The organism is Enterobacter sp. K16B (genome assembly GCF_020216105.1).
GTDB classification, from domain to species: Bacteria; Pseudomonadota; Gammaproteobacteria; order Enterobacterales; family Enterobacteriaceae; genus Enterobacter; species Enterobacter sichuanensis.
Genome location: NZ_JAIWJZ010000039.1, coordinates 14,222 through 34,905 on the forward strand (window position 1 = coordinate 14,222; position 20,684 = coordinate 34,905).

18 protein-coding genes and 1 pseudogene are annotated in these 20,684 nt (G+C 58.4%); 6 read left to right on the forward strand and 13 right to left on the reverse strand.

Annotated features, from left to right (window positions below; genetic code table 11):
- Nucleotides 1-4 precede the first annotated feature (4 nt).
- The 4 genes and pseudogenes from budA (at nucleotide 5) to LDK53_RS10030 (ending at nucleotide 3,879) form a co-directional block, all read left to right on the forward strand.
- Nucleotides 5-784: an acetolactate decarboxylase gene (gene budA, locus LDK53_RS10015; protein ID WP_025759687.1), complete on the forward strand. Its 780-nt coding sequence runs from the start codon at nucleotides 5-7 to the stop codon at nucleotides 782-784.
- Nucleotides 756-2,476, forward strand: a pseudogene (gene alsS / locus LDK53_RS10020) (acetolactate synthase AlsS). The gene budA and the pseudogene alsS overlap by 29 nt, the downstream one beginning before the upstream one ends.
- Before the next feature lie 20 nt (nucleotides 2,477-2,496).
- On the forward strand, nucleotides 2,497-3,267 hold the full coding sequence (locus tag LDK53_RS10025) for a (S)-acetoin forming diacetyl reductase (RefSeq protein WP_023618768.1): 771 nt from the start codon (nucleotides 2,497-2,499) through the stop codon (nucleotides 3,265-3,267).
- A 138-nt stretch (nucleotides 3,268-3,405) separates the two neighbouring features.
- Nucleotides 3,406-3,879, forward strand: coding sequence for a cold-shock protein (locus LDK53_RS10030; RefSeq protein WP_008499407.1), 474 nt, complete (start codon nucleotides 3,406-3,408; stop codon nucleotides 3,877-3,879).
- Between the two features lie 69 nt (nucleotides 3,880-3,948).
- Here LDK53_RS10030 and LDK53_RS10035 read toward each other — a convergent pair whose 3' ends face one another.
- From LDK53_RS10035 to LDK53_RS10055, 5 genes are all read right to left on the reverse strand, one after another.
- Nucleotides 3,949-4,653: an ABC transporter ATP-binding protein gene (locus LDK53_RS10035; protein WP_225286547.1), complete on the reverse strand. Its 705-nt coding sequence runs from the start codon at nucleotides 4,651-4,653 to the stop codon at nucleotides 3,949-3,951.
- Nucleotides 4,640-5,476, reverse strand: a complete 837-nt coding sequence (locus tag LDK53_RS10040) for an ABC transporter ATP-binding protein (RefSeq protein ID WP_225286568.1) — start codon at nucleotides 5,474-5,476, stop codon at nucleotides 4,640-4,642. Before LDK53_RS10040 ends, LDK53_RS10035 begins: the two co-directional genes overlap by 14 nt.
- Nucleotides 5,469-6,302 (reverse strand): ABC transporter permease, encoded by an 834-nt coding sequence (locus LDK53_RS10045; RefSeq protein ID WP_225286579.1) that lies wholly within the window; start codon nucleotides 6,300-6,302, stop codon nucleotides 5,469-5,471. The genes LDK53_RS10040 and LDK53_RS10045 overlap by 8 nt, the downstream gene beginning before the upstream one ends.
- The gene (locus LDK53_RS10050; RefSeq protein ID WP_047957974.1) at nucleotides 6,302-7,315 is read right to left on the reverse strand and encodes an ABC transporter permease; all 1,014 of its coding nucleotides are present in this window, start codon (nucleotides 7,313-7,315) and stop codon (nucleotides 6,302-6,304) included. Before LDK53_RS10050 ends, LDK53_RS10045 begins: the two co-directional genes overlap by 1 nt.
- Before the next feature lie 98 nt (nucleotides 7,316-7,413).
- A complete protein-coding gene (locus tag LDK53_RS10055; protein WP_104557809.1) occupies nucleotides 7,414-8,982 on the reverse strand; it encodes an ABC transporter substrate-binding protein in 1,569 nt (522 codons plus the stop codon).
- A gap of 199 nt (nucleotides 8,983-9,181) precedes the next feature.
- Between LDK53_RS10055 and LDK53_RS10060 the strand changes: the two genes are divergently transcribed.
- Entirely contained in the window at nucleotides 9,182-9,880 is a 699-nt protein-coding gene (locus LDK53_RS10060) for a GNAT family N-acetyltransferase (RefSeq protein ID WP_225286590.1), read from the forward strand.
- An 88-nt stretch (nucleotides 9,881-9,968) separates the two neighbouring features.
- Here LDK53_RS10060 and betA read toward each other — a convergent pair whose 3' ends face one another.
- The 3 genes from betA to betI are packed head-to-tail and all read right to left on the reverse strand — an operon-like array spanning nucleotide 9,969 to nucleotide 13,720.
- Nucleotides 9,969-11,633, reverse strand: coding sequence for a choline dehydrogenase (gene betA, locus LDK53_RS10065; RefSeq protein WP_225286600.1), 1,665 nt, complete (start codon nucleotides 11,631-11,633; stop codon nucleotides 9,969-9,971).
- A gap of 13 nt (nucleotides 11,634-11,646) precedes the next feature.
- Nucleotides 11,647-13,119: a betaine-aldehyde dehydrogenase gene (betB, locus tag LDK53_RS10070; protein WP_225286611.1), complete on the reverse strand. Its 1,473-nt coding sequence runs from the start codon at nucleotides 13,117-13,119 to the stop codon at nucleotides 11,647-11,649.
- 13 nt (nucleotides 13,120-13,132) lie between these two features.
- Nucleotides 13,133-13,720 carry a transcriptional regulator BetI gene (betI, locus tag LDK53_RS10075; protein WP_025759674.1) on the reverse strand — a complete coding sequence of 196 codons (588 nt, stop codon included), beginning with the start codon at nucleotides 13,718-13,720 and terminating at the stop codon, nucleotides 13,133-13,135.
- A gap of 128 nt (nucleotides 13,721-13,848) precedes the next feature.
- Between betI and betT the strand changes: the two genes are divergently transcribed.
- Nucleotides 13,849-15,882: a choline BCCT transporter BetT gene (gene betT, locus LDK53_RS10080; protein ID WP_025759672.1), complete on the forward strand. Its 2,034-nt coding sequence runs from the start codon at nucleotides 13,849-13,851 to the stop codon at nucleotides 15,880-15,882.
- Nucleotides 15,883-16,039: 157 nt separating this feature from the next.
- Here betT and LDK53_RS10085 read toward each other — a convergent pair whose 3' ends face one another.
- The 5 genes from LDK53_RS10085 to LDK53_RS10105 all read right to left on the reverse strand — a co-directional run bounded on the left by LDK53_RS10085 (nucleotide 16,040) and on the right by LDK53_RS10105 (nucleotide 20,564).
- Nucleotides 16,040-16,549 (reverse strand): Hcp family type VI secretion system effector, encoded by a 510-nt coding sequence (locus LDK53_RS10085; RefSeq protein ID WP_059386208.1) that lies wholly within the window; start codon nucleotides 16,547-16,549, stop codon nucleotides 16,040-16,042.
- Nucleotides 16,550-16,551: 2 nt separating this feature from the next.
- A complete protein-coding gene (locus LDK53_RS10090) occupies nucleotides 16,552-16,905 on the reverse strand; it encodes a putative T6SS immunity periplasmic lipoprotein (RefSeq protein ID WP_095441072.1) in 354 nt (117 codons plus the stop codon).
- Entirely contained in the window at nucleotides 16,902-17,462 is a 561-nt protein-coding gene (locus tag LDK53_RS10095) for a type IV secretion protein Rhs (protein ID WP_225286613.1), read from the reverse strand. The genes LDK53_RS10090 and LDK53_RS10095 overlap by 4 nt, the downstream gene beginning before the upstream one ends.
- A gap of 158 nt (nucleotides 17,463-17,620) precedes the next feature.
- Nucleotides 17,621-18,262 carry an enterobactin synthase subunit EntD gene (gene entD / locus LDK53_RS10100; RefSeq protein WP_225286626.1) on the reverse strand — a complete coding sequence of 214 codons (642 nt, stop codon included), beginning with the start codon at nucleotides 18,260-18,262 and terminating at the stop codon, nucleotides 17,621-17,623.
- Between the two features lie 61 nt (nucleotides 18,263-18,323).
- Complete coding sequence (locus LDK53_RS10105; RefSeq protein ID WP_225286648.1) at nucleotides 18,324-20,564, reverse strand: TonB-dependent siderophore receptor; 2,241 nt, start codon at nucleotides 20,562-20,564, stop codon at nucleotides 18,324-18,326.
- Nucleotides 20,565-20,684 lie beyond the last annotated feature (120 nt).

Sequence of the window (20,684 nt, forward strand, 5' to 3'; positions counted from 1 at the left end):
CATGATGATGCATTCATCTGCCTGCGACTGTGAGGCCAGCTTGTGCGAGACCCTGCGCGGGTTCTCCGCCCGGCATCCTGACAGCGTGATCTATCAGACATCGCTAATGAGCGCCCTGCTAAGCGGCGTGTATGAGGGGGAGACCACCATCGCCGATCTGCTGGCGCACGGTGATTTTGGTCTGGGCACCTTCAACGAGCTGGACGGCGAAATGATTGCCTTCAGCAGCCAGGTGTATCAGCTGCGCGCCGACGGCAGCGCCCGGGCCGCGAAGCCAGAGCAGAAAACGCCGTTCGCGGTGATGACCTGGTTCCAGCCGCAGTATCGCAAAACCTTCGAGGGGCCGGTCAGCCGTCAGCAGATCCACGACGTGATCGACCAACAGATCCCCTCCGATAACCTGTTCTGCGCCCTGCGTATCGACGGCAACTTCCGCCACGCCCACACCCGCACGGTACCGCGCCAGACGCCGCCGTACCGTGCGATGACCGACGTGCTGGACGACCAGCCGGTGTTCCGCTTCAACCAGCGCGAAGGGGTGCTGGTCGGGTTCCGCACGCCGCAGCATATGCAGGGGATCAACGTGGCGGGTTACCACGAACATTTCATCACCGACGACCGCCAGGGCGGAGGCCATCTGCTCGACTACCAGCTGGAGAGCGGCGTGCTCACCTTCGGTGAAATTCACAAGCTGATGATTGACCTGCCCGCCGACAGCGCGTTTTTACAGGCCAACCTGCACCCCAGCGACCTCGATGCCGCGATCCGTTCCGTCGAAAACTAACAGGAGAACTACCGTGAACAGTGAGAAACAGTCACGTCAGTGGGCGCACGGCGCCGATTTGGTTGTCGGCCAGCTGGAAGCGCAGGGCGTGAAGCAGGTGTTCGGGATCCCGGGTGCGAAAATCGACAAAGTCTTTGACTCCCTGCTGGACTCGTCCATTGAAATCATCCCGGTGCGCCACGAGGCCAACGCGGCGTTTATGGCGGCGGCAGTAGGCCGGTTGACCGGTAAAGCCGGGGGGCACTGGTCACCTCCGGGCCGGGCTGCTCGAACCTGATCACCGGCATTGCCACCGCCAACAGCGAAGGCGACCCGGTGGTGGCGCTGGGCGGGGCGGTGAAGCGGGCGGATAAAGCCAAGCTGGTGCATCAGAGCATGGACACTGTCGCCATGTTCAGCCCGGTCACCAAATACGCGGTGGAAGTCAGTTCACCGGATGCGATTGCCGAAGTGGTATCGAACGCGTTTCGCGCCGCCGAGCACGGCAGGCCGGGGGGCGCGTTCGTCAGCCTGCCGCAGGATATTGTCGACCAGCCCGCTACCGGAGCAATTTTACCTGCCAGCGGCCCGGCGCTGATGGGCCCGGCGCCGGAATCCGCCATTAACGACGTGGCGAAGCTTATCGAAAAGGCCAAAAACCCGGTCATCCTGCTGGGGCTGATGGCGAGCCAGCCGGCCAACAGCGCGGCGCTGCGCAAGCTACTGGAGAAAAGCCGTATTCCGGTCACCAGCACCTATCAGGCCGCCGGGGCGGTGAACCAGGAGCACTTCACCCGCTTCGCCGGACGCGTCGGTCTGTTCAATAATCAGGCGGGCGACAGGCTGCTCCATCTGGCGGACCTGATTATCTGCATCGGCTACAGCCCGGTGGAATACGAGCCGTCGATGTGGAACAGCGGTGATGCCACGCTGGTGCACATTGATGTGCTGCCCGCCTATGAAGAGCGTAACTACGTGCCGGATCTGGAGCTGGTGGGGGACATCGCCGAAACCCTGAATCTGCTCGCGAACCGCATCGATCACAAGCTGGAGCTGAGCCAGCGAGCCTCAGAGATTCTGGTCGACCGCCAGCATCAGCGCGATCTGCTCGATCGCCGCGGCGCGTCCCTCAACCAGTTTGCCCTGCATCCGCTGCGCATCGTTCGCGCCATGCAGGACATCGTCAATAACGACGTTACGCTCACCGTGGATATGGGCAGCTTCCACATCTGGATCGCCCGCTACCTCTACAGCTTCCGGGCGCGTCAGGTGATGATCTCCAACGGTCAGCAGACCATGGGCGTCGCCCTGCCGTGGGCGATTGGCGCGTGGCTGGTCAACCCGGGGCGCAAGGTGGTCTCGGTCTCCGGTGATGGTGGCTTCCTGCAGTCGAGCATGGAGCTGGAAACTGCGGTACGTCTCAACGCCAACGTGCTGCACATCATCTGGGTGGATAACGGCTACAACATGGTCGCCATTCAGGAAGAGAAAAAGTACCAGCGTCTTTCCGGCGTCGAGTTCGGCCCGGTCGATTTCAAAGCCTATGCCGATGCCTTCGGCGCGAAGGGCTTTGCCGTGGAGAGCGCCGAGGCGCTCGAGCCGACGCTGCGCGCGGCGATGGATGTCAATGGCCCGGCCGTGGTGGCCATTCCCGTCGACTACAGCGATAACCCGCTGCTGATGGGCCAGCTCCATCTCAGCCAGATTTTGTGACTCACGATAAGGACAGAGAAATGCAAAAAGTTGCTCTCGTAACAGGCTCAGGCCAGGGGATTGGTAAAGCGATTGCGCTGCGCCTGGTGAAAGATGGCTTTGCCGTCGCCATCGCCGACTATAACGCCGAGACGGCAAGAGCCGTGGCCGACGAAATCATCCGCAACGGCGGTAACGCCGTCGCCGTGAAGGTGGATGTCTCTGACCGCGAGCAGGTATTTGCCGCGGTGGAGAAAGCCCGCACTGCGCTGGGTGGTTTCCACGTGATCGTTAACAACGCCGGGATCGCGCCGTCCACCCCGATCGAATCCATCACCCCGGAGATTGTCGATAAGGTCTACAACATTAACGTGAAAGGGGTGATCTGGGGCATTCAGGCCGCGATTGACGCGTTTCGTAAAGAGGGGCACGGCGGGAAAATCATCAACGCTTGTTCCCAGGCGGGCCACACCGGTAACCCGGAGCTGGCCGTCTACAGTTCCAGCAAGTTCGCGGTGCGCGGCTTAACCCAGACCGCCGCACGGGATCTCGCGCCGCTGGGGATCACCGTTAACGCTTACTGCCCGGGCATCGTGAAAACGCCGATGTGGGCGGAGATCGACCGTCAGGTCTCCGAGGCAGCGGGTAAACCGCTCGGCTACGGGACCGAAACCTTTGCCAAACGCATCACGCTTGGCCGCCTGTCCGAACCGGAAGATGTCGCTGCCTGCGTCTCATACCTGGCAGGACCCGATTCCGACTACATGACCGGCCAGTCGCTGTTGATTGATGGTGGGATGGTGTTCAACTAAATACTCAATACTAATAAGCTCTGACATGAGTTTTCCCCTGCCCCCGTGCAGGGGCTTTTTTTTGTCTCCTCCGCCATTGTGCATTACACTGCGCGCTGCAAAACTTTAGTCATTACGATCTGACAGGCGGTAACAGCGATGAACGGAACAATCACGACGTGGTTTAAAGATAAAGGCTTTGGATTTATCAAAGATGAAAACGGCGACAACCGCTATTTTCATGTGATTAAGGTCGCCAACCCTGATCTGATTAAGAAAGACGCGGCGGTCACCTTCGAGCCGACCACCAACAACAAAGGGCTTTCCGCCTATGCGGTGAAGGTGATCCCGGAAAGCAAGCATCTCTATATTGCGGGCGAGCGCGTGAAGCTCACCTCGATCAAATCCTTCGTGGTGTTCAGCGAAGAAGAGCCCGTGGATACCAAAATCGATAAAGAGAATGCGGTGCTGTCGGTCGGGCTGCTGATGAACAGCATCAAACCGAAATCCGACAAAAAGCCGGGCGAAATGCGCACGGTGAAGAAACTGGCGATCACCACCTTCCAGAATACGACGTTGATCTTCACCGAAGATGAGATCGACATCGATGCCACGGTGAAGCTGCTCAAGTGATTTGTTGCCGGGTGGCGGCGACGCCTTACCCGGCCTACGAAATCCGTGCGGCACTCGCCGCCGCACGGTTTACCTCATCCTGTGCTCGCCCCGCAACATCGCCTCCCGGTCAAACACCTTCTGGATCTCCCCATGCGCCATAAACGCCGCCCGGTCGGACATATGGGCAATCACGTCCGCGTCGTGGCTCACCAGCAGATAGGTCATCTCGTGCCTGGCTTTTAAGCGGTTGAGCAGGTTCAGAATTTCCGCCTGGACGGACATATCCAGCGCCGAGGTGGGTTCATCCAGCAGCAGAAGCTGCGGGCGCAGCAGCAGCGCCCGGGCAATCGCCACGCGCTGACGCTGGCCGCCGGAAAGCTGGTGCGGATAACGTTTACCCGCGTCGGCAGGCAACCCTACCTGCTGCAAGGCGTCTTCGACTTTTCGGGCAATCTGCGTTTCACCGTGGATTGTTAACGGCTCCGAAAGGGTGCGTGCAATCGTGTGGTTTGGGTGCAGCGAGGCCCACGGATCCTGAAACACCATCTGCACGTTGCGGCGCAGCGGGCCGGTAAAACGCTGCCCAGGCCGAACCGCGCCGCCCAGCAGCGAGAGGCTTCCGCGCCACTCGCGCTGCAGCCCCGCCAGCACGCGCAGAAGGGTTGATTTCCCGCAGCCGGATTCGCCAATCAGGCTGAAGGTTTCCCCTTTTTCGACGCTAAAGCTGGCGGCGGATACCGCCGTTTTCTCCCCAAAGCTCACGTGGAGCTGATTCACCTCAACGAGCGACATTGTCGGCCTCCTTCCACGGCTGCGAACGGTCAAGCGTCGGCAGCATCTGTCCATAGGTACTGGCGTTCGGACGACAGGTCCACAGGGTGCGGGTGTACGGATGCGTTGCCTGCGGGAGCTGGCGTGCCGCCATCTCGTCGACCTTTTCGCCCTGATACATCACCAGCACCCGGTCGCAGTGCTCCGCCACCAGCGGCAGGTCGTGGCTGATTAACAGCATCGCCATCTGTCGCGCTTCGCACTGCTGCACCAGCAGTTCGAGGATCTGGTTACGCAGGCGGGCGTCCAGCGCCGACGTCGGTTCGTCGGCAATCAGCACCTGCGGGTTGTTGATCAGCGCCATCGCAATCATCACCCGCTGCCCCATGCCGCCGGAGAGTTCGCCGGGGTAACGCTGAAGCACGTGCTCATTGAGCCCGACGGCGCGGATAATATCGTGTATACGTTCAAGGCGTTCTGAACGGGGCAGGCGCTGATGCAGAGTCAATGCCTCTTGCAGTTGAGCGGCGACGCTTTTCACCGGGTTAAGCGCATAGCGCGGATCCTGCAGGACCATCGCAATGCCGTTGCCGCGCAGCGCCTGCCAGCAGCGGCTGTTCAGGGTCAGCACATCATTGCCCAGCACGTTAAGCTGCTTAGCGCGCACGATGCCGGGCTGGCGTACCAGCCCCATCAGGGCGCGGGCAGACATGGATTTCCCCGAGCCGGATTCACCCACCAGCGCCAGTCGCTCGTTGCCTAACGTAAAGCTCAGGCCGTTGACCACGCGGGCGGAAGGGTAGTCGATACTCAGCGCATCGACGATAACGCGGTGTTCAGTCATGCTGTGGCTCCAGTACGTCGCGCAGGCCATCGCCCAGCAGGTTAAAGGCCAGGCTGGCAAACAGAATGGCCCCGCCCGGAATGGCAGCAATCCACCACTGGTCGAAAATCACCTGCATGCCGTCGGCAATCATCGCTCCCCATTCAGCCATCGGCGGACGTGCGCCGAGGCCGAGGAAGCCCAGCCCGGCGGCAGCCAGAATAATCCCTGCCAGATCCAGCGCTAAGCGCACAATCGCGGAGGGCAGACACAGGGGCAGAATATGGCCGACCAGCAGGCGCAGGCCGCGAATGCCCATCATCTCGGCGGCGGACAGGTAATCGCTGTGGCGCAGGCGTTGAATTTCACTCCGGGCCTGACGCGCATAGGCCGGCCAGGTGGTTAAGGCCAGCGCCAGCGCACCGTTGACCAGCCCCGGGCCGAGCATCGCCACAAACGCGAAGGCGAGGATCAGACGCGGCATCGACATCACCACGTCGGTAAAGCGCATCAGGATGCGCTCCAGCCAGCCGCCGTAGTAACCGGATAATATGCCCACCAGCAGACCGGCGGGGAGGGTGATAACGGTCACTAAAGCGACCAGCCCGAGCGCCGGGCGTGTGCCGTAAATCAGGCGCGAGAGCAGATCGCGCCCGTAGCTGTCGGTGCCCAGCCAGTGCTGGGCGTTCGGTGCCTGCAGGCGCGCGGCGGCGTCCTGCCAGTTTGGGTCCACCGGCGCAAGCCACGGCGCGAACAGGGCTGTCAGCACCAGCAGCGCGATGGCGACCAGCCCGCAAAAGGCGGCGGGGGAGCGGCGCAGGCGGCGTAAGAAAAGATAAAACGGCATCAGCGCACCCTGGGATCGGTTGCCCGCACAAGCAGGTCGGTAAGGTTATTGATCAGCACAAAACAGATACCAATCAGCAGCGTGCCGCCCATCACCGCCGTAGTGTCTCCGGCGAACAGAGCGGTGGTGAGATAGCGCCCGATGCCCGGCCACGAGAAGACGGTTTCCGTTAACACCGCGCCTTCCAGCATGCTGGTATAGGCCAGGGCAATCACCGTCAGCAGGGTGCTGCGAATGTTCGGCAGCACGTGGCGCAGCAGAATGGTCATCTCCCCGGCGCCCTTGGCGCGGGCGAGCAGGATGTACTCTTTGTTCATCTCGCTCAGACAAGCCGAGCGCGTCAGGCGGGTAATGCTCGCCAGCGAGTAGTAGGCCAGCAGCAGCACCGGCAACACCAGGTGGCTGACGGCATTACGAAATGCCTCCCGGTCGCCGGAAAGCCAGGTATCAATCAGTGCAAAGCCGGTGCGCGGCTCCACGGTAAACTGCCAGATGTCGTCCAGCCTGCCGGGGCCCGCGCTCCACTGCAGCTTTGCGTAGAACAGGGCCAGCATCAGCAGCCCGAGCCAGAAAATCGGCACCGAGTTACCGAGCAGGGTGAGCGTTCTGATGGCTAAATCGAGCGGCGAACCGGCGTAGCGGGCACACAGTATCCCGGCAACCACGCCGAGCACGGTGCCGATAATCAGCGCCAGCGTGGCCAGTTCGAGCGTGGCGGGAAAGGCGTGCAGCAGATCCTGCAGCACCGGCTGTCCGGTGGCGCTGGCGGTGCCTAAATCACCGTGGGCGAGGCTCTGCAGATAGTGCCAGAACTGCACGGGAAGAGGCCGATCCAGTCCGAGCTGGTGGCGAACCTGATCGTACGTGGACTGGCTGGCATGATCGCCGACGATCTGCAGCACGCGATCGACCGGGGAAAACGCCGAAAGCGCAAAGGTGACGAGCAGCAGCCCGAAAAGCGTCAGCAGCAGGGTCAGCAGACCCTGAAGCACGCGGGTGGAAAGATGTGGCATGGGAAATCTCTTCATGCCGGGTGGCGGCTTCGCCTTACCCGGCCTACAAAAACCGAGAACGTAGGCCGGGTAAGCGCAGCGCCACCCGGCAACAAGGGCTATTTTGTGACGCGATCGTACCAGACCATATCCGCGTTCAGCCCCTGCTGATACCCCTTCACGTTTTCGCGCACCACGATCTGGGTTTTGCCCTGGTCGACGAACACATACGGCGAGTTGTGCTGCAGCTGTTCCTGCATTTTCTTGTACAGATCCAGACGTTTCGCCGGATCCGGCTCGGCCACCGCCGCCAGCGTGGCCTTGTTCAGCTCCGGAATTTTCCAGCCGTTCAGTCCGGCCACGGTACTGGATTTGCCGTCGTTCCACGCGAAGGCGCTGGCGTTGGAGTGCGCGTCAAAGTAGTCCGGGATCCACAGACGAATTGCCGCCTGATGTTGCTTCGCGCGCACGCGGGCGTACACCTGGCTACCGGCGGCGGGCAACAGATCCACCTTCACGCCACCCTGCGCAAAGCTCGCCTGCATCGACTGCGCGATGGTGATAAACGGCGGTTTGTTCTCCACGTCCAGGGTGAAGTGGGCGTCTTTAATACCCGCTTTGGCGAGGATGGCTTTCGCTTTCGCCGGATCAAATTTAAACGGATTATCTTCCAGCGCGCCCGGCAGACCGACCGGCAGGAAGCTCTGATGGACAAAATACTGGCCTTTCAGCAGGTTTTTGGTAATGCCGTCATAGTCCACCAGCCAGCGCGCCGCTTCCCAGAAGGCCGGGTTGTTCAGCAGCGGGTTGGCGCTGTTGCCGGTGTTAAACACCAGGTAATTCTGCTCCGCAGACGGGATGCTCAGTACCTTCACGCCCGGCTTGCCGTCGAGCGCGCTGATCTGGTCTGCACCCAGATCGCGCGCCACGTCCGCGTCGCCCTGCTGGATCAGCAGGCGGCGGGAAGCCGGATCGGGAACGTTTTTAATGATGATGCTCTTAAGCTTGGGCGCGCCACCGGGCGCCGAGTCGTTGGCTTCCAGCACAATGGCCTGATGCGGCTGGTAGACGCGCATTTTGAACGCGCCGCTGCCCGCCGAGTGCATTTTCAGCCACGCGTTGCCGAAGTCGTTATCCTTCACGTTCGCCGCGACCTGCTTCTCATCGACGATGGAGGCGATCGGCGTGGAGAGAATGTTGAGCGCCACGGCAGGGCTGACGTCCGCCGTCCAGTGCAGCTGCACGGTGTGGTCATCCACTTTCTTCAGCTGGCTGGCGATGTTGCTTGCCTCCCAGCCCAGCACGTTGAGAATAAAGGCCGGGGATTTGTTCAGCGTCACGGCGCGGGTATAGGAGAAGATCACGTCTTCCGGACGCAGCGGGTTGCCGGAGGCAAATCTGGCATCGGGCCTGAGTTTGATAGTCAGGGTTTTTGCTGCCGCGTCCGCCTGCCAGCTTTCTGCCAGAATCGGGGTGATTTTTTCCGGGTTGTTGCGGTCCGGCTGCACCAGGCGCTGATACAGGCTGGGCACGGTCTGGATACTGGAAAGCTCGTTGGCTTCGGCCGGGTCGAGGCTCACAATGTCATCAAGTCCCTGGGCGACAACCAGCGTATTGGGGGGCGTAGCCGCGTGAGCCGCAGCGGAGAGTGTAGCCAGCACCAGTAAAGGCAGCAGTTTTTTTGTCATAGCGATCCCTGAAGAAAATATATTGTTTGTTTTATGTTCCGCTACGTTAGGCTGGCGAAGGACATACGCAAAGTCGAAATTCTGCTTTGCTTATGCCCTCCAGGAATAATGCATGCGTTCGGGCTATTAACATACGCTGCTTTTCGCCCGCTTTTTAACCTGCTATAACAAAATCCTTACCTTTCAGGGAGTCACTGCCGTGCCCGAAATTAATCAACATGGTCAAACCGTCAACGATATTGTTCCCGACTGGAAAGGCGCGCGCGTGCTGACCCGCACGCCGCTGTTCGGCCAGTATTGCCGTCTGGAGCCGCTGGAGGCCGATCGCCACGCGGCCGATCTTTACGAGGCCTACGCGCTGGGCGACGACAGCGACTGGACGTGGCTTGCCAGCACACAGCCCATGAGTGTGGAAGCCACTGCGCATTGGATCATGGCGAAGGTGATGGACGATGAGCTGGTGCCGTTTGCCGTCATTGATTTACGCACCGAGCGCGCGGTGGGGCTGGTGAGCTATATGGCCAACGAGCGGCTACTGGGGTCGGTCGAAATCGGTCACGTGACCTGGTCGCGGAAGATGAAAGGCTCCCGCATCGGCACCGAAACGGTATGGCTGCTGCTGAAAAATGCGTTCGAACACGGCTACCGCCGGGTGGAGTGGAAGTGCGATTCGATGAACATCGCCTCGCGCAGGGCGGCAGAGCGGCTGGGGTTTGTCTGGGAAGGGCGCCTGCGGCAGAAGCTGGTGCGCAAAGGGCGTAACCGCGACAGCGATATGCTTTCTATTATAGACGGCGAATGGCCGCAAAGAGACGCAGAGCTGCGCGCCTGGTTGGCGGCGGAGAATTTTGACGGAGAAGGGCGGCAGATTACGCGGTTAGAGGCGTTTCGGACGTAATTTTCCCTCATCCAGCCCTCTCCCCAAAGGGGAGAGGGTGTTTTAAGTCCCCTCGCCCTTTTGGGGAGAGGGTTAGGGTGAGGGGCACTCAGCGCCTCACCGGTGCCCCGTTCGCCACATAATACGCCGCCGTGCTCTTCGCCAGCGGCTCGCGCCCGCGAATGGCGTCGGCAATTTTCTCGCCAATCATGATGGTCGTGGCATTCAGGTTGCCGGTAATGATCTGCGGCATAATCGACGCATCCACCACGCGTAACCCTTCCAGCCCGTGAACGCGGCCTTCGCCGTCGACCACTGCCATCTCGTCATAGCCCATTTTGCAGCTCCCGCACGGGTGGAAGGCGGTTTCGGCGTGATTACGCACGAACTCGTCCAGCTGCTCGTCGGTCTGGCATTCGATACCCGGGCTGATTTCGCGGCCGCGGTATTTGTCCAGCGCCGGTTGGTGCATGATCTCACGGGTGATGCGGATCGCATCGCGGAACTCCTGCCAGTCCTGCTCGTGGGACATATAGTTGAACAGGATCGCCGGATGCTGGTGCGGATCGCGCGATTTAATACGCACGTGCCCACGGCTTGGCGAGCGCATGGAGCCCACGTGGCACTGGAAGCCGTGCTCTTTTACCGCGTTTGAACCGTTGTAGTTAATGGCTACCGGCAGGAAGTGGTACTGAATGTTCGGCCATTCAAACTCCTCGCGGCTGCGGATAAACCCGCCCGCCTCGAAGTGGTTGCTCGCCCCCACGCCGGTGCCGCCAAACAGCCACTCGGCGCCAATCTTCGGCTGGTTCCACCACTGCAGGGCAGGGTACAGGGAGACCGGCTCTTTGCATTCGTACTGGAGGTACATCTCCAGGTGATCCTGCAGGTTTTCGCCCACGCCGGGCAGGTCGTGGACCAGCGGAATATCGAACTGCTTCAGCAGGTCCGCGTTGCCCACGCCGGAGCGCTGAAGGATCTGCGGCGAAGCAATCGCGCCTGCACACAGCAGCACCTCTTTTTTCGCCGTCGCTCTGGACGGAATAGTGCTTTCGCTCTCCAGCCACTCGACGCCTGACGCACGTTTGCCGTCAAACAGAATGCGATCGGTCATGGCGTGGGTGCGGATGGTCAGGTTCGGGCGCGGTTTGGCCTGATCGAGATAGCCGCGCGCGGTGCTGGCGCGTCGGCCCTGCGGCGTCACCGTGCGGTCCATCGGGCCGAAGCCCTCCTGCTGATAGCCGTTAAGATCGTCGGTGCGCGGGTAGCCCGCCTGCACGCCCGCTTCCACCATCGCTTCAAACAGCGGGTTCACGCCCGGCTTAGAGGTGGTGACGCTCACCGGGCCGTCGCCGCCGTGGTAGTCGTTCGGGCCCACGTCACGGGTTTCTGCCTTGCGGTAGTAGGGCAGGCAGTTGAGATAGCTCCAGTGTTCCAGACCTGGCTCTTTGGCCCAGTTGTCCAGATCCATCGCGTTACCGCGGATGTAGCACATGCCGTTGATCAGCGACGAGCCGCCCAGCCCTTTGCCGCGTCCGCACTCCATGCGGCGGTTGTTCATGTACGGCTCAGGTTCGGTTTCGTACGCCCAGTTGTAGCGCTTGCCCTGCAGCGGAAACGCCAGCGCGGCGGGCATCTGGGTGCGGAAGTCAAAGCGGTAATCCGGGCCGCCCGCCTCAAGCAGCAGGACGGTGGTAGCCGGATCTTCAGTCAGTCGTGTCGCCAGAACGTTGCCGGCAGAGCCAGCTCCGATAATGATGTAGTCAAATTGCAAAAAAACCTCCCGGTTAAAATATGGACTGGAATTTACCCATCTCAACCTGGATGGACTTCACCTGGGTGTAGCTTTGCAGCGTCATCACCCCATTCTCGCGGCCAATGCCGGAGTGTTTGTAGCCGCCAACCGGCATCTCCGCCGGGGATTCCCCCCAGGTGTTGATCCAGCAGATGCCCGCTTCGAGCTGATGAATGGCGCCGTGGGCGCGGTTCAGGTCGGCCGTGACGATACCCGCCGCCAGACCGTAGTCGGTGTCGTTGGCGCGGCGGATCGCTTCTTCCTCGGACGCGTAGGTGAGGATGGACATCACCGGGCCGAAGATCTCCTCGCGCACGATGGTCATCTCGTCGGTGCAGTCAGTGAACACGGTCGGGGCTACCCACGCGCCGTTATCAAAACCTTCGCCCTTCAGCACGTCACCGCCGCACAGCACGCGCGCGCCTTCTGCTTTGCCTTTGGCGATGTAGCGCAGCACATTGTCACGGTGCGGGAAGCTGACCAGCGGGCCAAAGTTGGTGCGTTCATCGAACAGATCGCCCGCGCGGATGCGGCCCACGCGCTCAACGATTTTCTGCTCAAACGCTGCCTTAACCTTTGCGGGGACGAACACGCGGGTGCCGTTGGTGCACACCTGGCCGGAGCTGAAAAAGTTCGCCATCATGGCGATGTCGGCCGCGAGATCGAGATCCGCATCGTCGAAAATAATCAGCGGAGATTTGCCACCCAGCTCCATCGTCACCTCTTTCAGGGACGAGCCCGCCGCGTTGGCCATCACTTTTTTGCCGCTGGCGACGCCGCCTGTAAAGGAGACTTTAGCGATACCCGGATGTTCAGTCAGGTACTGGCCGGTCTCCGCACCCACGCCCGGCAGGACGTTAAACACGCCGTCCGGCAGACCCGCTTCGGTATAGATTTCGGCAAGTTTCAGGGCGGTGAGCGGGGTCACTTCGCTTGGCTTGAAGATCATCGCGTTACCTGCCGCCAGCGCCGGGGCGGATTTCCACAGGGCGATCTGGATCGGGTAGTTCCACGCGCCAATGCCCGCCACTACGCCCAGCGGTTCGCGGCGGGTGTAGACGAACGACGTCTCGCGCAGGGGGATCTGGCTGCCTTCCAGCGCCGGGATCAGCCCCGCGTAATACTCCAGCACGTCCGCGCCGGTGACGATGTCCACGGTTGAGGTTTCGGAATACGCTTTACCGGTGTCGAGGGTTTCCAGCTTTGCCAGCTCGTCGTTACGCTCGCGCAGGATGTCGACGGCGCGACGCAGAATGCGCGAACGCTCCATCGCAGTCATTGACGCCCAGATCTTTTGCCCGCGCTTTGCGCTTTCCACGGCGCGGTCCACATCCTCGCGCCCGGCGGCCTGCACGCTTGCCAGGACTTCACCGTTGGCCGGGTTAATGGTCTCGAAGGTGCGACCGCTGGTGGCGGATGTATAACCACCATTGATATAAAGCTGCTGTTCTGCCATTCGGGACATAAATTCTCCTCGGTTATTCGGTCGGTAAATGCTGGCTGATGAAGTGGCTGGTGAGCGACTGGGCCAGATTTTTATCCAGCGGTTTACCGCTCAGGGCGGCACGCAGCCACAGGCCGTCAATCAGTGCCGCCAGCCCGTAGCCCGCTTCCTGGGCCTGTTCGCGCGGCAGCTCGCGGCGGAACTCGTACACCAGGTTTGAGAGCAGGCGGCGGCTGCTCACCTGCTGCAGGCGGTAGAGCATCGGCTGGTGCATGCTGCTCGCCCAGAAGGCCAGCCAGGCCTTCATCGCCGCGCTGCTGACCTGGGTTTCATCAAAGTTACCGCCGACAATCGCCTGCAGGCGCTGCTCCGCGCTGCCGTCCGGCAGGGCATGCAGGCGGCTTAATACCGCGTCGCGCAGCTGGCCGGTAATGTCGCGCATGGTCGCTTCCAGCAGGCCGTTTTTGTCTCTGAAGTAGTGACTGATGATCCCCGTGGAAACGCCTGCGCGACGGGCGATCTGCGCGATCGTCGCGTCATGCATTCCCACTTCATTTATTGCTTCCAGCGTGGCGTTGATCAGTTGCCTGCGCCGGATCGGCTGCATCCCCACTTTGGGCATTATTGCCACTCCATTCATCAGCGTTGGTTAACCATTAAAGCGGTTTTTGATTGGACGTTCAATATAAAATGTGTCTTAATTGTTGCGGATTTGGATTTTAATAGTTACAAAAACAGTGGGGATACTGGATGACAGATCTTTCGCAAAACAGAGAAAAGGACAAAATCAATCCGGTTGTTTTTTATACCTCCGCAGGACTGATTTTGTTGTTTTCCCTGACGACGATCTTCTTTAGCAACTTCTCTGCCGAGTGGATTGGACGCACCCTGAACTGGGTGTCGAAGACCTTCGGCTGGTACTACTTACTGGCGGCGACGCTCTATATCGTCTTTGTGGTCTGCGTGGCCTGTTCGCGTTTCGGCTCCGTGAAGCTCGGGCCCGAGCACTCAAAACCCGAGTTCAGCCTGCTGAGCTGGGCGGCGATGCTGTTTGCCGCAGGTATCGGCATCGATCTGATGTTCTTCTCGGTGGCCGAACCGGTCACGCAATATATGCAGCCGCCGGAAGGGGCAGGGCAGACGATGGAGGCCGCGCGCCAGGCGATGGTCTGGACCCTGTTCCACTACGGCCTGACCGGCTGGTCGATGTACGCCCTGATGGGGATGGCGCTGGGATACTTTAGCTACCGTTATAATTTGCCTCTGACCATCCGCTCCGCGCTGTACCCGATATTCGGGAAAAAAATAAACGGCCCGATTGGCCACAGCGTGGATATTGCAGCGGTGATCGGCACCATCTTCGGGATCGCCACCACGCTGGGGATTGGCGTGGTGCAGCTCAACTATGGGCTGAGCGTGCTGTTTGATATTCCGGATTCGATGGCGGCGAAAGCGGCGCTGATTGCGCTCTCGGTGATTATCGCCACCATTTCGGTGACCTCCGGCGTGGATAAGGGCATCCGCGTGCTCTCCGAGCTGAACGTCGCGCTGGCGCTGGGTCTGATCCTGTTCGTGTTGTTTATGGGTGATACCTCGTTCCTGCTCAATGCCTTAGTACTGAACGTGGGCGACTACGTGAACCGCTTTATGGGCATGACGCTGAACAGCTTCGCCTTTGATCGTCCGGTGGAGTGGATGAACAACTGGACGCTCTTCTTCTGGGCGTGGTGGGTGGCTTGGTCGCCGTTCGTTGGCCTGTTCCTGGCGCGTATTTCACGTGGCCGCACCATCCGTCAGTTTGTGATGGGCACGCTGATTATCCCGTTCACCTTTACACTGCTGTGGCTGTCGGTGTTTGGTAACAGCGCGCTGCATGAGATTATCCACGGCAACGCGACCTTTGCGCAGGAAGCGATGGCGCACCCGGAGCGCGGCTTCTACAGCCTGCTGGCGCAGTATCCGGCGTTTACCTTTAGCGCGTCCGTGGCGACCATTACCGGCCTGCTGTTCTACGTCACCTCGGCGGATTCCGGCGCGCTGGTGCTGGGCAACTTCACCTCGAAGCTTAAAGACATCAACAGCGACGCGCCAAACTGGCTGCGCATCTTCTGGTCCGTCGCCATCGGCCTGCTGACGCTCGGCATGCTGATGACCAACGGCATTTCCGCCCTGCAGAACACCACGGTGATCATGGGGCTGCCGTTCAGCTTCGTCATCTTCTTCGTGATGGCCGGTTTGTATAAATCGCTCAAAGTGGAAGATTACCGCCGCGTCAGCGCCAGCCGCGACACCGCGCCACGTCCGATGGGGGCGCAGGACAGGCTGAGCTGGAAGAAACGTCTGTCGCGTCTGATGAACTACCCGGGCACGCGCTACACACGCCAGATGATGGAGACGGTCTGTTTCCCGGCGATGGAGGAGGTGGCGCAGGAGCTGAAACTGCGTGGTGCTTATGTGGAGCTGAAAAACCTGCCGCCGGAAGAGGGGGAAAACCTGGGGCATCTGGATCTGCTGGTGCATATGGGCGACGAGCAGAACTTTGTCTACCAGATCTGGCCGCAGCAGTACTCGGTACCCGGATTCACCTACCGGGCGCGCAGCGGGAAATCGACCTACTACCGGCTGGAGACCTTCCTGCTGGAAGGGAGCCAGGGGAATGATTTGATGGATTACAGCAAGGAGCAGGTGATTACGGACATTCTGGACCAGTATGAACGGCACCTGAACTTTATCCATCTGCACAGGGAAGCGCCGGGGAATAGTGTGATGTTTCCGGATGTTTGAGGCTTGATCTGAAGAACGTACAAAGGCATCGTCGCATCCCTCATGCCGGGTGGCGGCGATGCCTTACCCGGCCTACAAAACCGGTTTACCGTAGGTCTGATAAGCGAAGCGCCATCAGGCGTTAAATGTGCTATGGGACTGAAGGGCAATATTTTTTTTATTTATATTCACCATTCTGTTTTTCTTTCTGCGCAGGTTTCATCCATGCATCATCATATCTGATATTTCCTTTCACATAGTTCCATTGAATGCCCCGAAATCGCAGGCCTACTACTTCATGCATGTTAGGCGCAGAACTACCTGGATAGTATACATGTGTAAAATCTAAAGATGAGATTACCACGCTATCAAGCGTGATGGTGTAGATCTCTCTTTCTGCTCCCGCTTCAATAATTTCATAATATTTAATAATAGCTTTCTGCAGGCGTCTTCCTTCGCAAGCGACAATGGCAAGGTAAGGACTGACCTTATCTAATTGCTTATGCAGCGTAACCGGGCCATGCTGTCGTGTTCCGGTCATATTTCCGGTATGGCTATCGACGGCTTGTTTTACACCATAGCTGCTGTTCATGATTTCGATAGCACCTTCTCGACCTGGCATCATACATTCGCCCTGAACGAGCATTCCGTTCTCGTCGTAGAGAAATAGGTAAGCGGGTAGTGACATTATCATTCTCCTAAATTTATTAGCTTGCCATTTTTATCAATATCGAACTGATGTACATATTCTTTGCCATTTAAGCCGTAGTGAATTACGTAGGTATGTTCATTCTCCCATTTAACATTCATACAGGTATCAGGATAGGAAGCGTTTAAATCACCGTATCCGGAACCCGTCACTATGCTTATCTGATGGGCTTTGCTTGAATAAATTGTATAATATTTCAAAATGTCATTTTTATTTGTGCTGAAACAAATGTGATTGCCGTTAATAAAAGTTAGTCGTGTTTTGGGGGCTCGTTTACCACCGGGACAACCGGTAATTGAAATGCTCATGGCAATAATAATCAGCAGTTTTTTCATCCAGGAAATCCTTTTAAAACTGTTTTATATTTACTCAGGAGGTAATAGAGCGTTTCTTTAAGATGCATATCCCTGTATTGTAATAAATTCTGATTTTTTTCCAGGCCAAAGCATTTCAATAACCAGTAATCGCTTACAATTGATGCTTGCTGCTCTAACCCATAATGCAATAAATCTACTTTATCTAAACTATAAGTATAGTCAGCAATACCGGAAAATAATCCTCTGGTCCTGACAAACATCCCCTTTTGTGTTTGCCAGACGTGCATCATCTCATGCATAAATCTATGTTTCTTAACTAAGTCGTCCTCTAAAGAGAAATCAGGTGAATAAGTTTCTTCTCTAAACCACATTTCACCATTGGGACTCATCGCTATATCGACAGGCTGGAGATTAAAAGGAAGATAACTTTCCCTGTGTACCCACACCAGATGATAATGGATACTGTAACCGTAAAGCGTCTTCGCGAGGGCTATCTCACCGATGGTTAGTTGTCGAATACCGCCTGGATTAATCGGGGTACCTGAGGTGGGAATAATGCGTTCATTTACCGGCATTATAAATCCATTTAAAGTTTATGGTTGTTGGGTTTTTATCCTACTCCTGCCGAAATGGAAAAGAAGATTGATATATTCCTAAAAAGTGTTTTTTGCATTGCGAGAAATAAAAGAAGTGAAAGAGTGGCTGAATAAAGATTTTCGATGCCTGACGCGCGTTACAGCAAAGTGATGACTTGATTACCATCAAGTAACCAGTGAAGTGTAAATAGCGTGTTTTCTTTAAAATCCGCCTGTGGGCGGGTCAACGCCAGCGTAAGTATTCTTTCATCGAGTCGCGTAATACGAGCACAGTCAAAATCCATAAAAGTCTTCACCTGCGGAAAGAGCGCCTTAAACAGACTCTCTTTGGCGCTAAACGTCAGCGTCAGCGCCAGCGCGAAAGGGTAGCCCGAACGCGTCAGGCACATCGCTTCCTGCGCATCAATAATACCGTCCTGGATTTCCCGGGCTTCACGGTCTGGAAGTATGGCTTCGCAATCAATACCCACCCGCGCATCGGGATGACGGACGACAACCGCCATTGCCTGCGTGCCGCTGTGGGTGATGCTGCCTGAAATGCCTTCTGGCCAGAGTGGTTCGCCGCTGGGGCCGATGCCGGGAACGGTGTGGTCAGGTAAGGCATGCGCGGCGGCGATGCGGCCAGCCAGATGCTCTGCTTTGCGTTTGCGTCCGGCGTTTGCAAGTTCAGCGTGATGAGGGAGCCAGAGGAGATCGGCGTCGGTGAAGGTCGTGGGATCGAAGGTGACGTGGTGGACGGTGTGGTTGGCGAGAATGAGCGTGCGGTGGGTGGTGTGCATGGTTTTCCCCTCACCCTGACCCTCTCCCCTGAGGGGAGAGGGAAGGATTGACTTCAGTGCCTTAAAAACGCGTATTCACGCTCATATACCAGGTGCGACCCGGTTCATTATACGTATACGCCCCTGCACCGTACATATACGCGCCGGTGGTGGCGTTACCCGTGGTCTGGGCATTACCCGCACGCCACTGGCGCTTGTCGAATACGTTATCCACGCCGCCGGTCAGGCTGATGTTTTTGGTCATGTCCCAGGTCGCGCTCAGACCCACGATGCTGTACGGGCTGACTTCGTCTTTCTCAGAACCGGTCACCGGCTGACCTTTGTAGTTGTACTTCTTCGGCTGCTGCTTGCCGTACCAGGTGAAAGTTGACTGGAGCGACACGTCCTGATGGACCTGCCAGCTCAGGGTCGAGTTCAGCGTGTACTCCGGGATAATCGACAGACGATCGCCGGTCTCCTTGTTCTTGCTCTGCAGCATGTAAGTGATGTTATTGGTCCAGTTAATCGTGTCGCTGACCGGCACGTTCAGGGAGCCTTCCAGCCCTTCAACTACCGCTTTCGGCACGTTTTCCCACTGGTAGATATCGGTCTGCACTTTACCGGAAGAGGTGTGACCAATCGGCGCGTAGCCCGCTTCAATCTTGTCGCGGTAGTCGTTGCGGAACCAGGTCACGCCCGCCAGCCAGCCGTCGCGCTTCCACTCCAGACCAATCTCTTTGTTGATGCTGGTTTCGGCCTTCAGATCCTCATTACCCATCATGTAGCAGCCCACACCATCGGAGCTGGCGTAGCAGCCCTGGCCTTTGCTGTAGAGCAGGTAGTTTGGGTTGGTCTGGTACAGACTCGGCGCTTTGTAAGCCCGCGCGATCCCCATCTTCAGCGTGAAGTTATCCCCCAGACCTTGCGACAGGTTCAGGGATGGGCTCCAGTTGTTGCCGACGATGGTGTGATGGTCGAAGCGCAACGCCGGGGTCAGCATGGTGCTGTCGGTTAGCTCCATATTGTTCTCGGCGAACAGGGAGAAAATCTCTGCCGAGGTGTACGGACTGCGATCGTTACTCATCCCCGGGATAGTGCCGCCCTGCTGGGTTTGCGTGAAGGAGGTGGAATCCTTCATGCGCTGCTGGTTCCATTCGGTGCCCAGCGTCAGATTCTGGTTGACGAGGAAATCAATCGGCAGGTTGATCTCGCTGTGCAGCATCACGTCGGCCAGGTCGGTGTCGGTGAATTTTTCGCTGTTGAACAGGCCTTCCAGCCCCCCTGCCAGCCCTTCGCCCAGACGGGAGTTGCGGGTGTGCTCGTACTGCGCCCAGTTGCTGGTGGTTATGCCGTTATCCCAGCCGCCGTTCCAGGTAACGGCGAAGTTCTGGCGATAGATACGGTTGGTCTCTTTGCCGTAATTCTTTTTCACCAGCGCGTTGTCGTTGTTGGTGTTCTGAGTATCACCCGCGTAGAGGTTGTTCTGACGGCTGTAACCTGCTTCAAATTCCAGGGACTGCATCGGCGCGAAGTCCCAGCGGACCACCCCGTTAATCTCTTTGTTCTCCACACCTTCCCGGCCAGCCGGCAGAGTATTGGCGTAGGCGCCGGTACGCTCAGACTGGTGACCCTGGTTGATGTCCCACGCGTCGGCTTGCGTTTTGTCCAGGTTACCAAACATGCGGAAGCTGAAATCGCCGCCAAGCGGGCCGCTCAGGCTGAAGTTGGTGCGTTTGGTGGAACCTTCGTCCTTGTGTTCTGGCGCATTCAGGTAGGTGTTCCAGGAGCCATGCCACTGGTCGTCGAACTTTTTGGTGATGATGTTCACCACGCCGCCTGCCGCACCGTTGCCGTAGCGCGCGGCCGCCGGTCCGCGGATCACTTCGATGCGCTCGATCATCTCTGGTGGTACCCAGCCGGTATCGCCGCGGGTATCACGCTCGCCGCGCCAGCCCAGACGGATGGAGTTACGGCTGGTCACCGGCTTGCCGTCGATCAGGATCAGGGTGTTTTCCGGCCCCATGCCGCGAATATCAATCTGACGGTTATTCCCGCGCTGCCCGCTGGTGGAGTTCCCGGTCAGGTTCACGCCCGGCATAGTACGGATGATTTCCGCCACGTCGCGCGCGGGCGGGTTTTTACGGATCTCATCGGCGGTGATGGTTGATACCCCCGGTGCCTGCAGGTTCTGCTCGGCGGCGGTGATGACCATGGTGTCTTCGTGCTGCGCGGAGGCGTTGTTATCGTCTGCCAGCGCGGGCAGCGCGGCGCCGTAAATCCCTAAATTGACCAGCAAGGCCAGAGAGTGAATCTTCTTATTCATTGTACGTCCTGCTTTTATGGTTGTTTTATGAGCGCTTCCCACAGCGCGGCCACTACGCTATTGCAAATGCAAATAGTTATCAATAATATTATCAATAAAATTTGCTCTGAAACAAAAAAG

What these genes read in the sequence shown, in the direction of transcription:
- budA (WP_025759687.1), top strand. Translation starts at nt 5, where the DNA reads ATGATGCATTCATCTGCCTGCGACTGTGAGGCCAGCTTGTGCGAGACC.
- LDK53_RS10025 (WP_023618768.1), top strand. Translation starts at nt 2,497, where the DNA reads ATGCAAAAAGTTGCTCTCGTAACAGGCTCAGGCCAGGGGATTGGTAAA.
- LDK53_RS10030 (WP_008499407.1), top strand. Translation starts at nt 3,406, where the DNA reads ATGAACGGAACAATCACGACGTGGTTTAAAGATAAAGGCTTTGGATTT.
- LDK53_RS10035 (WP_225286547.1), bottom strand. Translation starts at nt 4,653, where the DNA reads ATGTCGCTCGTTGAGGTGAATCAGCTCCACGTGAGCTTTGGGGAGAAA.
- LDK53_RS10040 (WP_225286568.1), bottom strand. Translation starts at nt 5,476, where the DNA reads ATGACTGAACACCGCGTTATCGTCGATGCGCTGAGTATCGACTACCCT.
- LDK53_RS10045 (WP_225286579.1), bottom strand. Translation starts at nt 6,302, where the DNA reads ATGCCGTTTTATCTTTTCTTACGCCGCCTGCGCCGCTCCCCCGCCGCC.
- LDK53_RS10050 (WP_047957974.1), bottom strand. Translation starts at nt 7,315, where the DNA reads ATGCCACATCTTTCCACCCGCGTGCTTCAGGGTCTGCTGACCCTGCTG.
- LDK53_RS10055 (WP_104557809.1), bottom strand. Translation starts at nt 8,982, where the DNA reads ATGACAAAAAAACTGCTGCCTTTACTGGTGCTGGCTACACTCTCCGCT.
- betB (WP_225286611.1), bottom strand. Translation starts at nt 13,119, where the DNA reads ATGTCCCGAATGGCAGAACAGCAGCTTTATATCAATGGTGGTTATACA.
- betI (WP_025759674.1), bottom strand. Translation starts at nt 13,720, where the DNA reads ATGCCCAAAGTGGGGATGCAGCCGATCCGGCGCAGGCAACTGATCAAC.
- betT (WP_025759672.1), top strand. Translation starts at nt 13,849, where the DNA reads ATGACAGATCTTTCGCAAAACAGAGAAAAGGACAAAATCAATCCGGTT.
- LDK53_RS10085 (WP_059386208.1), bottom strand. Translation starts at nt 16,549, where the DNA reads ATGTCACTACCCGCTTACCTATTTCTCTACGACGAGAACGGAATGCTC.
- LDK53_RS10090 (WP_095441072.1), bottom strand. Translation starts at nt 16,905, where the DNA reads ATGAAAAAACTGCTGATTATTATTGCCATGAGCATTTCAATTACCGGT.
- LDK53_RS10095 (WP_225286613.1), bottom strand. Translation starts at nt 17,462, where the DNA reads ATGCCGGTAAATGAACGCATTATTCCCACCTCAGGTACCCCGATTAAT.
- entD (WP_225286626.1), bottom strand. Translation starts at nt 18,262, where the DNA reads ATGCACACCACCCACCGCACGCTCATTCTCGCCAACCACACCGTCCAC.
- LDK53_RS10105 (WP_225286648.1), bottom strand. Translation starts at nt 20,564, where the DNA reads ATGAATAAGAAGATTCACTCTCTGGCCTTGCTGGTCAATTTAGGGATT.